We start from the raw sequence: 12,184 nt of genomic DNA on the forward strand, positions 1-12,184 counted from the left end.
CCACGAGCCGGACCTTGCACCGTCCCCGATTGCGTCAGTGTTCACCAGCGCGCAACGGATGCAGTTGGTCGGGAAAATTTGCGTCGAGTTCTCGCCAAAGCACGTCCTCGATCAGGACTTCGACGTGCCCTCTGTATTCCCTGTTCCCGTCACGCCACCACGCGTCATGCCAAATCAGCGGCTCGCCAAGGACACGCTCACGCAACTTCCATTTGTGGAAGTCTTGCGACAGTCCAAAACGCTCTATCCCGTCGTCTTGCGGCCTGAACTTGCGCGCCTCCATTTCGCGCCATTGCAACCGCTGGGCGCGCCCGAGCACGTTGATGAAGTAATAGGCGCTGTCGAAATTCAGTACCGAGGCGATCTTTGGCTTCGCTGTGCAGGCGACGGGGATGAACTCGACCTGATTGGGTGCCCAGTGTTCTATCACCGTGCGCGCCCGCTCAGAGAAAACGTAGTAGCCCCTGGACATGTGAAACATGTCGGGCAGCCTCGCAGAAGCAGCGTCGAAGGTGAGAGCCTTCGGAAAATAGGACGCTGCGATGGGGAGGTTCTGACGAAGAAACTCCGTCGAGCCCATGACCATCACTGACGTCTCGTCGAGCTCAAAGGTCGTACCGTTGAAATCAATCGGATCGAATTTGTAGACCACAGCGCGCCCCAGTAGCCCGCCCACGCTATTCTAAGCTACTCGGTGGGCCATGTCAGCTTCGGGTCAAAAAGGCGACGCGAGGCTGCTTGGACGCCTTTCTGAATGTGGCCACCAACATCCCGCAAGGTGACGAGGCCAAGCCGACGGCGGCCCAAACGGCGCTGGCGCCATCGCCGGCGAGCGGAAGCGCAATTTCGGAATATTGGAAATATGCTCCTGATTTGCCCGACGTGTCAAGTGGCCCAGACGGACGCCGGCAGCAGCCAGCTCCTTTGCATGGGGTTGTTTTCGTCATTTTGCGGCGCCCGAGTGCACGCGCGTCGGCTGGCCCAAACTTGATCGGCGGCGCGCGTCGATCGCGCCGCCGATCCTATTCGGTCTTGTCGACGTTCCAGAACACCGGCGGCGCCGGGCCTTCCAGCACGCCGGTCAACGATTTGCGCCAGGCGCTCGGCAGGCGGAACTGGCCAAGCGGGATATAGATCACCTGTTCGTAGGCTTCCTGCTGGATCTCGATCGCGAACTTCTTCTGCTCTTCAGGCGAGGTGGCGCGCGCATAGGCGTCGCGCATCTGCTCGAGCCTGGCGTCCTCGGGCCAGCCGAACCAGGCTTTCTTGCCGTTCGCGGCGATCTGGTTGTTGACGATCGGGTTCATCACTTCGGTGGCGCCGGTGAAGGTGAAGAACAGGTTCCAGCCGCCTTCCTTGGGCGGCTTCTGGCTGGCGCGGCGGCTCACCACGGTCTGCCAGTCGGTCACCTGTGCGTCGACGTTGAAGCCGGCCGCGCGCAACAGCTGCGCGGCGACCGTCGGTGGTCCCTTCAGCGTCTGCACGTCGCCGGGGATCATGATCACGACGGGCGTGCCGTCATAGCCCGAGGCGGCGAGCGCCTTCTTGGCCTCGGCCATGCCGTTGCCCTTGATCAGCGTCTCCGCGCCGGCGTCGCTGGCGAGCGGCGTGTCACAGGCGAAATAGGAGCCGCAGATCTCGTAGAACTTCGCGTTGCCGACGGTGGCGTCGAGCACGTCCTTCTGGTTCATCGCCAGGAAGGCGGCGCGGCGGACCTTGGGGTTGTCGAACGGCGGATGCAGGAAGTTCATCCGGCCCTCGATCTGGAAGCCGAACTTGTTCAGCACGGCCACGGTGAGATCGGAATTGGCCTCGAGCACCGTGAGCAGGTCGACCGACGGCTGTTCCAGGAAGTCGATCTCGCCGGATTGCAGCGCGTTGATTGCGGTCTGCGCGTCCGGCATCGTGATCCATTCGACGCGATCGACCTTCGCGACCTTGCCGCCCGACAGCCAATCCGGCTTTTCCTTGCGCGGCACGTAGTCGGCGTTGCGCTCATAGACCGCCTTCACGCCCGGCTGGAATTCGCCGGCCACGAATTTGAACGGCCCGCAGCCGATCTGTTCGGCGATCTGCTTGCCCGGCGGCGTCTCGGCGAGCCGCTTCGGCATCATGAATGCGACATAGGAGGAGGGCTTTGCCAGTGACTCCAGCACCAGGCCGTAGGGCTCCTTGAGCTTGAGCACGATGGCCTTCGGCCCGCTGGCCGCTAGGGAGGCCGTGAATTCGGCCAGCTTCTGCGCCATGCCGTCGACGGCGGTCCAGCGCTTCAGCGAGGCGATGCAGTCCTCGGCCGTGACGGGCGCGCCGTCGTGCCATTTCAGGCCGTCGCGCAGCGTGAAGGTGTAGGTCAGTTTGTCGTCGGAGATCGTCCAGTCCGCCATCTGCGGCCGGACCTTGAAGCTGGAATCGATGCCGAGCAGCGTGTCGTAGACCATGTAGCCGTGGTCGCGGGTGATGTAGGCGGTCGTGAAACCGGGATCGATGATGCGCAGGTCCGAATGCATCACCGCGGTGATGGTCTTGCCCTTGGCCGCGGCGACGGCGCGCGATGACAGGATGGCCGGGGCCGCAATCGCCGGCGGCACGCTGGCCGCGAGCTTGAGGAGTGTCCTGCGCGAAACATCCGCCATTCAGCATCTCCCGATCTGTCGTTGCGCCGGCATGCTTCACGAATTCGTTGTTGAAAGCAAGCAAGGGCCGCGCCGCCAGTCTGGCGCCCGGATTCCTGGATCGGTCAGGTGAACGTTCGATGACCGCGGTCGCGGCGCGCGCCATCGCCGGCACCGCACAAGTCCGCATCCTGCATAGGAGCCTGCGCTTCCTGCCGCACCTCGCAGGCTGTTCGGACCCTGATCCGCCGTGTAGGCTTGTGGTCCTGCCGGCCAGCAATAAGGCCATATCCCCTTAAGGGAACAAGCAGCGCGAACGAGCAGCCGAGGGAGACCAGAAGAACCGTCATGACCGATATCCGATACGTAGCACCGCGCACGCTTGATGAAGCGATTGGCGCATTTGCTGCCGCCGGGAGTGCCGCCCGCATTATGGCTGGGGGTACCGACTTATTGGTGCAAATGCGCTCCGGCCTGGTGCGGCCGGGATTGATCGTCGACATCAAGAAGATCGGCGAGATGACCGAGATCACCGAGACCGCCGATGGCGGTTTCCGCGTCGGCGCCGCCGTCTCCGGCATGGAGCTCGCCGACCACGCGCGCTTCGGCAAGGTGTGGCCCGGCGTGCTGGAGGCCGTGAACCTGATCGGCTCCAAGCAGGTGCAGGGCCGCGCCTCCGCCGGCGGCAATCTCTGCAACGGCTCGCCGGCCGGCGACAGCGTGCCGGCGATGATCGCAGCGGGTGCCGTCGTCACCGTGCAGGGCCCGAACGGTCGCCGCGAGATCAAGGTCGAGGACGTGCCGGCCGGACCGGGACGCACCAACCTCAAGCCCGGCGAGATCCTGGTCAGTTTCGCACTCCCGCCGCGGCCGAAGGGCTCGGGCGATGCTTATCTGCGGATGATTCCGCGCACCGAGATGGACATCGCGGTGGTCGGCATCGGCGTCAGCCTGACGTTAAAGGACGGCGTCTGCACCGCGGCCCGTGTCGGCCTCGGCGCGGTGGCGCCGACCGCGCTTCTGGTCTCGCCTGCAGCGCAGGCGTTGATTGGCTCGAAGCTCGACGATGCGGCGCTGGAAGCAGCCAGCGCGGCATGCCGCGCCGCGTGCCGTCCGATCGACGACAAGCGCGGCACCATCGCGTATCGCATCAAAACCGCCGGCGTGCTGCTCAAGCGCACCGCCGCGATCGCCGCCCAGCGCGCGGGAGGACATTAGCACCATGCCGAAACTGCACGTCACCACCTCGGTCAACGGCGAGCCCGTTGAATTCCTGTGCGAGCCGTATGAGACCATGCTCGACGCGTTGCGCGGGCAATTGGGACTCACTGGCTCCAAGGAAGGCTGTTCGTCCGGCGATTGCGGCGCCTGCTCGATCACGCTCGACGGCCGCCTGGTCTGCTCCTGCCTGATGCTCGCGGCCGAGGCCGAAGGCCACGAAATCCGGACCATCGAGGGCATGGCCAAGGGCGAGAAGCTGCATCCCTTGCAGCAAAAGTTTTTGGAGCATGCCGCGCTTCAATGCGGCATCTGCACCTCGGGCATGCTGGTCGCCTCCGAGGCGCTGCTCGCGCGGAATTCCAATCCGACCGAAGAGGAAGTCCGCTTCTGGCTCGCCGGCAATCTCTGCCGGTGCACCGGTTACGACAAGATCGTCCGCGCGGTGATGGAGACCGCCGCTGAAATGCGGGAGACTGCTCGATGAACGTCGTCAACAACAAATGGATCGGCCAGCGCACCATCCGGCCCGATGGCGTCGACAAGGTGACGGGCCGCGCGGCGTTCGCCGCCGACACCACCATGCCCGGCATGATCTGGGGCAAGGTGCTGCGCAGCCCGCATCCGCACGCCCGCATCAAGTCGATCAACACCGCCAAGGCCGAGGCGCTGCCCGGCGTCAAGGCGGTGGTCACCTCGCGCGACATCGTCGACTTCACGATCGAGAAGGGCGCCGTGATGCTCGGCATCCAGGACATGCGCTGGATGTGCCGCAACGTGATGGCGCGCGACAAGGCGCTGTTCCCCGGCCATCCCGTTGCCGCCGTCGCCGCGACCACGGAGGCGATCGCAGCCGAAGCCTGCAAGCTGATCGAGGTCGACTACGAGGTGCTGCCTTGGGCGATCGAGATCGACGACGCGCTCAAGGACGGCGCGCCGATCCTGCACGAGTTCAACAAGTTCGACGGCAAGCCCTCGAACATCATGGGCCGCATCGAATCCAAGAAGGGTGACATCGCGATAGGATTCAAGGACGCCGAGATCGTGATCGAGCGCTCCTTCACCACGCGCCCGGTGCACCAGGGCTATATCGAGCCGCATGCCTGTTTGATCTCGGTGGCTGCCGACGGCAAGACCACGATCTGGTCGTCGAGCCAGGGCCAGTTCATGGTGCGCGCGATGACCTCGATGCTGACCGGCATCCCGCAGAGCGACATCCGCGCCATCCCCGCCGAGATCGGCGGCGGTTTTGGCGGCAAGACCATCGTCTATCTCGAACCGCTCGCGACCTTGCTTGCCAAGAAATCCGGCCGCCCGGTGAAGATGGTGATGACCCGCGAGGAGGTGATGCGCGCGACGGGGCCGACCTCGGGCTCGAAGAGCACGGTGAGGATCGGCGCCAGGAAGGACGGCACTATCGTCGCCGCCCACGGCAGCTTCTACCTGCAGGCCGGCGCCTTTCCGGGCTCGCCGATCCGCGGCGCGGTCGGGTGCAGCTTTGCGCCCTACGACATTCCGCATGTGCTGTCGGAAGGCTTTGACGTCTGCTCCAACCGCTCCAAGGTCGCGGCCTATCGCGCGCCCGGCGCGCCGATCGGCGCCTATGCGGTGGAATGCGTGCTCGACGAACTCGCCGCGGCGCTCAAGATGGATCCGCTGGCGCTGCGGCTGAAGAACGCGGCCAAGGAAGGCACCAAGGCCGCGCACGGCCCGGTGTTCCCGCGCATCGGCTATATCGAGACGCTCGAGGCCGCGAAGAACCATCCGCATTATGCCGCGCCGCTCGGCAAATTGCAGGGCAGGGGTGTCGCCTCCGGCTTCTGGTTCAATGCCGGCGGTGAATCCTCCGCGCAGGTCAACATCACCGAGGACGGCAACGTCGTCGTCACGACGGGGCATCCCGACATCGGCGGCTCGCGCGCCGGCATCGCCAACATCTGCGCCGAACTGCTCGGCATCGACTACAAGCGCGTCTCCGTCATCATCGGCGACACCCAGACGGTCGGCTTCTCCAACCTCACCGGCGGCAGCCGCGTGCTGTTCGCCTCCTCGATGGTGGTGACGCAGGCGGCCGACAAGGTGATCGCGACCTTGCGCGAGCGCGCCGCGAAGCTCTGGGAGATCGACCCTGAAGCCGTGAAGTGGGAGAACGGCGCCGCGCATCCGGTCAGTCCGAATGCCGGCCAGTTCGAGCCGTTGACGCTCGCCGACCTCGCCGAGAAGGCGCCGTCGCAGGGCGGTCCGATCGGCGCCAGCGTGCAGCTCAACACCCAAGGCGCGGAAGGCGGCTTCGGCACGCATATCTGTGACGTCGAGGTCGATGTCGATCTCGGTATCGTGCGTGTCATCCGCTACACCGCCGTGCAGGATGTCGGCCGCGCCGTGCATCCGAGCTATGTCGAGGGCCAGCTGCAGGGCGGCGTCGCGCAGGGCATCGGCTGGGCGCTGAACGAGGAGTACATCTACAACAAGGATGGCAAGGTCGATAATCCGGGCTTCCTCGATTATCGCATGCCTGTTTGTTCCGACCTGCCGATGCTCGATTGCGCGCTGGTCGAGGTGCCGAACCCGAAGCATCCGCAGGGCGTCAAGGGCGTCGGCGAGGTGCCGCTGGTGCCTGTGATGGCCGCCGTCGCCAACGCCGTCCACAACGCGCTCGGCAAGCGCTTCTACAGCCTGCCGATGTCGCCGCCGAAGGTCTCGGCGGTGCTCGACGCACTGACGCAGCAGGCCGCGGAATAGGGAGCTTAGGGCGGGTTAGCGCTAGCGTAACCCGCCATTGCTTCCTCGCATCGGGCTGCGGCGGGTTACGCTTCGCTAACCCGCCCTACGTTCTGCGCCATTGACGCCGCTGGCTTTGCTTCGGCAAGATCGATCGGATGCATCGGGCTCACCGTGATGGATGAGAATGACCCACCCCGACGAGCTGTCCGCTTACATGATCTTCAGCCGGAGCGATTGGGCGGCGCTACGCGCCAGCACGTCGCTGACGCTGTCGGAGGCCGATCTCACGGCGCTGCGCGGCCTCAACGGGCCGATCACGTCAGCCGAGGTCAGTGACGTGTACCTGCCGCTGACGCGTCTGCTCAATCTGCATTTCTCGGCGGCGCGCAATTTGATGCAGGTCAAGGCGGAATTTCTCGGCCGGCCGCGCGCCGTTCGCCCTACATCGTGGCGTTGGCCGGCAGCGTCGGCGTCGGCAAGAGCACCTTTGCCCGCGTGCTGTGTGCGCTCTTAGCCGGCTGGGCCGATCAGCCGGGGGTCGCGCTGGTGACGACCGACGGCTTCCTGCATTCCAACGCTGTTTTGGAAGAGCGCGGCCTGATGCGGCGCAAGGGTTTTCCGGAGAGCTACGATCTGCCGCGGATGCTGCGGTTTCTCGCGGCCGCCAAGGCGGGTGAACGCGACCTCGAGCTGCCCGTGTACTCGCATCTGATCGGCGACATCGTGCCGTCGGAGCGCCAGGTCATCCGGCAGCCGGATATCCTGGTGTTCGAGGGTCTCAATGTGCTGCTGGCGCGCGGCACAGCGCCGGTGGTGGTCTCGGACTTCTTCGACTTCTCGATCTATCTCGATGCCGACGAGGCCGACATCCAGTCCTGGTATGTCGAGCGCTTCCTCAGGCTGCAGCCGACCGCGTTCCGGAATCCCGCCTCCTATTTCCACCACTACCGGGACCTGCCGCCCGGCGACGCGCGCGAGGTTGCGGAGCGGCTGTGGCGCGAGCACCACCGCGCCAATCTCAGGGAGAACATCCTGCCGACGCGGACGCGCGCCGACGTCGTGCTGCGCAAGCGCTCCGATCACTCGATCGGCGAGGTCTGGCTGCGGGAGACGTAGCAATGTAGGGCGGGTTAGGCGAAGCCGTAACCCGCCGTCTTTCCGCGCGTCGAGTTGGGTCGGCGGGTCACGCTTCGCTAACCCGCCCTACGGTCCGTCACTTCAGCTCCTTCCCCAGCTGCGCGAACACTGTCTCGCAGGTCATCAAATCCAAATGCCCGCCGCCGGCGTTCTTGAAGAAGGTGATGTCGTCGGGCGACTGCCGGCCGGTGACTGCACCGCTCGCGAGGTCGTAGTGATCGCCGAGCACGTCGCTCTCCTCGATCGCGCCGCTGGCGATCGGCTGCAGGATGTCGCCGACACCGTCGAAGGCGGATTCCCTTCGGTCGACGAAGATGCGTGAGCGCCGCGCTGCCTCGTCGTCGGACTCGCGGGTGTCGGGGGTGAAGCCGCCGACCAGATCGAGATGGGTGCCGGGCCGCAAGTTGGCGCCCTTCACCAGCGGCTCGCGCGAGCGGGTGCAGGTGGTGATGATGTCGGCCTCGCCGGTGGCGGCGTCGAGATCGGTGACGGCCGCGGCGGCGATGCCGTCGGCCTCCAGCAGCGTGGCGAGCTCCTGCGCGCGCTCGACGGTCCGGTTCCAGACCCGCACCCGCTTCAACGACGGCCGCACCGTGCGGTGGCCGCGCACCAGCCAGCGCGCCATCTCGCCGGCGCCGACCACCAGCAGCGTCTCGGCATCCTGCCGTGCGAGGTGCTTGGCCCCGAGCGCGGAATCCGCGGCGGTCTTCCAATGGGTGATCTCGGCGGCGTCCATCACCGCGAGCGGCCGGCCGTCATTGCCGTCGAACAGCACGCAGACCGCCTGCACGGCCGGCAGCTTGCCGTGCGCGAGGTTGCCCGGAAAGCTGGTGTAGAGCTTGGTCATCATGAACCGGCCGGCATCGACCGCGCTGCGGGTCACCAGCTGCTGGCCCTTGTCGTCGCCGAGATAGCCGTCATGGACCGCGATCCTCGGCCGCCGGTGAGCGGCCTCAATCGCCTCGATCAGGATCGGAAAGCTCAGGACGCGGTTGACCTCGCTGTCGTCGACAATATGCACGTGGTTCTCTCCTCAGGCACCCTTGCGCGCCTCCCGGAGCGCACCAAAGCGGCTCCGGACTGGATAGCGCGTGGGGAAGGCTAGTCAACCGGACATGCGCCGAGCCCCTTGCTATCCTGCGCACCTGATTCTCTCGCAGGTCTCCGCAAGCCGTGGTTGCAGTCGTCGTCGCCATCCTGATCTTCATGCTGCTCGGCGGCGCCGCGCTTGGGACCATGGCGATCCATGGCCGGCTCGGGGATCATCACCGCAGCGACGAAACCAATACCTCGGTACGCTTGGTCGCGACGCTGTTCTTCACCATGCCGTCGCTGCTGCTCGGCCTGATGATGAACAACTCGGCCAACACCTATGTGGCGGTCGACCGCAATTTGCATGTCTTCGCCACCGACCTCATCCTGCTCGACCGCAGCCTGCGGCCGCTCGGTCCCAGCGCCGACGAGCCGCGCCGGCGGCTGCTCGCCTATGTCGAGCAGGTGCTCAAGGATGTGCCGATCTCGCGGGCGAACGAGGTGTCCGAACATCTGCTCGACGAGGTCGGCACCAGTCTCCGCGAGCTGAAGTTCAACGACGAGCAGAAGATCGCGCTGTGGAACGATGCAAGGTCCGTCTTTCGGCAGGCGGTGCAGCAGCGCTGGACCTTTGTCGAGCAGTCCGACGGTTCGTTCCCGTCACCGCTGATCTGCATTCTGGTCGGATGGCTGACGCTAATGTTCGCGACGCTGGGCTTTCGGGCGCCGCGCAACGCGGTCGTGATCTCGACCTATGTCGCCGCGGCGGCGCTGGTCTCGGCCGCGATCTATTTGATCCTCGAAATGAGCACGCCGTTCTCCGGCCCGATCCAGATTTCCGACCGCCCGCTGGTGCGCGCGGCGGAGGAGATCAGGCGGTAGGGCGATGGTCCTGTCGCGACGGCAGATCTGTAGCCCGCATGAGCGAAGCGATATGCGGGGACATACCCCGGATATCGCTTTCGCTCATCCGGGCTACGCAGCGGTATCGACGCCCGCCTTCGGCTTTATTCCCCTCGCATCGATCGTCATCTGGAAATTTGTTTCCACGTCGCTCGCGGAATAGTGCGCGGCTTCGCGCGTCCTTACGCATGCAAGCCATTTGCATTCGAAAGGGAGACATCATGAAGACAACGCTCGCACTCACGCTCGCCACCGCCGCTTCGTTCGCCCTCGCATCTGCCGCCCTTGCCGCGCCGCCGACCAAGACCGGCACCACCGCAAAGGGTTCCGTCCTGACCGACGCCAAGGGCATGACGCTCTACATCTTCGACAAGGACACCGACGGCAAGTCGGCTTGCAACGGCCCCTGTGCGACCAACTGGCCGGTGCTGAAGGCGGAAGCCGGCGACAAGGCCGAAGGCGGCTACACCATCATCTCGCGCGACGACGGCTCGAAGCAGTGGGCCTACAAGGGCAAGCCGCTCTATACCTTCGCCAAGGACCAGAAGGCCGGCGACATCACCGGCGACGGCTTTCTCAACGGCGCCTGGCACCTCGCGCAGCCCTGAGGTGTTGCAAGGAGCAGAGCAGGGCGGGTTAGCGCAAGCCTAACCCGCCATCTCTCCGCGCACGAGGTTTTCGGCGGGTTATGCTAGCGGCCGCCGCCACCACCACCGCCTCCTCCGCCACCACCTCCGCCTGCGCTCAGCAGGCTCTGATTGTAGCGCGGATCGGACTGTTTCATGTAGGCCGGCGAGATGTCGCGGTTGCGCGAGCGACCTGGATCGGCTTGTGGACCAGACTGCCCGCATCCCTCCGTGAAGAGGAAGAAATTGCAGGGTGGAACGACACGCGGCTGAAATGCATGGGCTGCGGTGGTGGTCAGCGCCGTCGTGGCGACGGCCGTGGCCAGCACCGCAGTTGCCGCGAGCGTGGTGGTGGTCGCGACGGTGAATAATGTTGCTGATGACAATCTCGATCGCATCGACATAGGAAATTCCATCCTTCGGTTCGGCGAAACCGGAATGGCCCGCTCGCAAAATTGGACGGGGCCTGACGGAAGTGGGTTCGAGCGGGAAGCCGCGATTTTGCGATGCGGACACGACAACGTAAAGGCGCGACGGGGCGCGCCTTCCGCGGAAGGATCAGTCTTCGCAGGCAGGTTTGCCGGCGCCTTGCGCGTTCAGGCGCGCTGCTTCAGCGCCATGCCCATGCTGATCCAGCTGACGCCGGCGCAGATCAGGTCGACGCTGAGGAAGATGCCGAGCACGTAGAGGCTCGACACCGGCCAGTGAGCCAGGATCATGGCGCCGAGCACGAGCGTGATCAGCCCGGAGATCGCGACCATGCCCCACGGCGCCGCCGAGTTCATGCCGAACGCGAGGAAGATCCGCACGATGCCGGAGGCCACCAGCGCGATGCCGAGGAACAGCGTCAGCGTCGCCGCCGCGAGCAGCGGATTCTCGAAGGTGATGAATCCCGCGACGACGTAGAGCGCGCCGAGCAGCAGCCAGAACAGGAACTTGCCCCACGTCTTGAACTGGAAGGCGTTCACGATTTCGGCGGCGCCCGCGACGATCATCATGGCGCCGACGAACAGCACGCTGACGACGGTGGCGAACAACACGCTGCCGAAGGCGAGCACGCCGGCGATCAGGTAGATCACGCCGAGCGCGACGATCCAGCCCCACTTCGCGCGAAGTTGGTGAGCCCGGATCCGAGGCTGTGAGGAGGTGTGGCGGGTGAGCTGGACGTTGTGGACATCGTATCGCTCCCGAATGCTGAACCATTTCATGCTACCATAGGTGAGCGCGCGGACAAGGGCAGGCGCAAGGCACGAAATGCATGGTGGCACCAAAGGTGCCGCGACACGTTGATTCAAATCAACCGGCGTGCTGCCGCGCAGCATTGGTGCGACGGCAGCCGGTAGCAGACGACAGACTGTCCGGATTGGACTGCAAACTGTCCGGACCGCGCATCCACAGAGGAGGTCGACATGCCTACGACGCACGACAAGGACCACGTCTACAAGATCCTCGAACTGGTCGGATCATCGGACAAGAGCATCGAGGCGGCGATCGAGAACGCCGTCAGCCGTGCGTCGAAGACGATCCGGGAAATGAAATGGTTCGAGGTGGTGCAGACGCGGGGCCATATCGAAGACGGCAAGGTCCGGCACTACCAGGTGACGCTGCGCGTCGGCTTCACGCTGGAGTAGGGCGGTCTCCCGCAACTTGCTGCCGGTTATTCGTCAGCTTGTCGGAGGGTAGTGCCCCATCCTCACCTGTCATCGCCCGGCCTGTTCCCGGCGATCCAGTACGCCGTGGCCTCTCGGCTCAAGCACTGCTGTCTCTGGAATACTGGATCACCCGCTTTCGCGGGTGATGACGCCGCGTGTTTGACGTTTTGAGTCGAGATCCGTCCTCACCGTCGTCCTGGCGAAGGCCAGGACCCATTACCCCAAATCTTAATTGTTGCGCGACGCTGGGGCCCGCAATCCCGTTCACACTGAATGCGGT

The 12,184-nt window shown here is 65.1% G+C and carries 11 protein-coding genes and 1 pseudogene; 7 read left to right on the top strand and 5 right to left on the bottom strand.

Annotation, left to right across the window (positions count from 1 at the left end):
- Nucleotides 1-34: 34 nt before the first annotated feature.
- Complete coding sequence (locus AKN84_RS43295; protein ID WP_128971690.1) at nucleotides 35-652, bottom strand: hypothetical protein; 618 nt, start codon at nucleotides 650-652, stop codon at nucleotides 35-37.
- Between the two features lie 370 nt (nucleotides 653-1,022).
- Complete coding sequence (locus AKN84_RS43300; RefSeq protein ID WP_050426440.1) at nucleotides 1,023-2,633, bottom strand: ABC transporter substrate-binding protein; 1,611 nt, start codon at nucleotides 2,631-2,633, stop codon at nucleotides 1,023-1,025.
- Nucleotides 2,634-2,969: 336 nt separating this feature from the next.
- Here AKN84_RS43300 and AKN84_RS43310 point away from each other — a divergent pair, with 336 nt between their 5' ends.
- The 4 genes and pseudogenes from AKN84_RS43310 to coaA all read left to right on the top strand — a co-directional run bounded on the left by AKN84_RS43310 (nucleotide 2,970) and on the right by coaA (nucleotide 7,670).
- The gene (locus AKN84_RS43310; RefSeq protein WP_050426448.1) at nucleotides 2,970-3,830 is read left to right on the top strand and encodes an FAD binding domain-containing protein; all 861 of its coding nucleotides are present in this window, start codon (nucleotides 2,970-2,972) and stop codon (nucleotides 3,828-3,830) included.
- Between the two features lie 4 nt (nucleotides 3,831-3,834).
- Entirely contained in the window at nucleotides 3,835-4,317 is a 483-nt protein-coding gene (locus AKN84_RS43315) for a (2Fe-2S)-binding protein (RefSeq protein WP_050426442.1), read from the top strand.
- Nucleotides 4,314-6,572, top strand: coding sequence for a xanthine dehydrogenase family protein molybdopterin-binding subunit (locus AKN84_RS43320; RefSeq protein WP_050426443.1), 2,259 nt, complete (start codon nucleotides 4,314-4,316; stop codon nucleotides 6,570-6,572). Before AKN84_RS43315 ends, AKN84_RS43320 begins: the two co-directional genes overlap by 4 nt.
- A 160-nt stretch (nucleotides 6,573-6,732) precedes the next feature.
- Nucleotides 6,733-7,670 (top strand): annotated as a pseudogene (gene coaA, locus AKN84_RS43325) (type I pantothenate kinase).
- A 97-nt stretch (nucleotides 7,671-7,767) separates the two neighbouring features.
- Here coaA and AKN84_RS43330 read toward each other — a convergent pair.
- Nucleotides 7,768-8,712 (bottom strand): ornithine cyclodeaminase family protein, encoded by a 945-nt coding sequence (locus tag AKN84_RS43330; protein ID WP_050426444.1) that lies wholly within the window; start codon nucleotides 8,710-8,712, stop codon nucleotides 7,768-7,770.
- 152 nt (nucleotides 8,713-8,864) lie between these two features.
- Here AKN84_RS43330 and AKN84_RS43335 point away from each other — a divergent pair, with 152 nt between their 5' ends.
- A complete protein-coding gene (locus AKN84_RS43335) occupies nucleotides 8,865-9,605 on the top strand; it encodes a bestrophin-like domain (protein WP_050426445.1) in 741 nt (246 codons plus the stop codon).
- A gap of 242 nt (nucleotides 9,606-9,847) precedes the next feature.
- Nucleotides 9,848-10,234 (top strand): COG4315 family predicted lipoprotein, encoded by a 387-nt coding sequence (locus AKN84_RS43340; protein ID WP_050426446.1) that lies wholly within the window; start codon nucleotides 9,848-9,850, stop codon nucleotides 10,232-10,234.
- Nucleotides 10,235-10,317: 83 nt separating this feature from the next.
- On the opposite strand, the gene AKN84_RS43345 is transcribed toward AKN84_RS43340, so the two are convergent.
- On the bottom strand, nucleotides 10,318-10,656 hold the full coding sequence (locus tag AKN84_RS43345) for a hypothetical protein (RefSeq protein WP_244485786.1): 339 nt from the start codon (nucleotides 10,654-10,656) through the stop codon (nucleotides 10,318-10,320).
- Between the two features lie 192 nt (nucleotides 10,657-10,848).
- Nucleotides 10,849-11,460, bottom strand: a complete 612-nt coding sequence (locus tag AKN84_RS43350) for an HdeD family acid-resistance protein (RefSeq protein WP_347337391.1) — start codon at nucleotides 11,458-11,460, stop codon at nucleotides 10,849-10,851.
- 201 nt (nucleotides 11,461-11,661) lie between these two features.
- On the opposite strand from AKN84_RS43350, the gene AKN84_RS43355 reads away from it, so the two are divergent.
- Complete coding sequence (locus AKN84_RS43355; RefSeq protein WP_050426447.1) at nucleotides 11,662-11,883, top strand: dodecin; 222 nt, start codon at nucleotides 11,662-11,664, stop codon at nucleotides 11,881-11,883.
- Nucleotides 11,884-12,184: the final 301 nt, after the last annotated feature.

This window comes from Bradyrhizobium tropiciagri (genome assembly GCF_001189845.1).
Taxonomy (GTDB): Bacteria; Pseudomonadota; Alphaproteobacteria; order Rhizobiales; family Xanthobacteraceae; genus Bradyrhizobium; species Bradyrhizobium tropiciagri.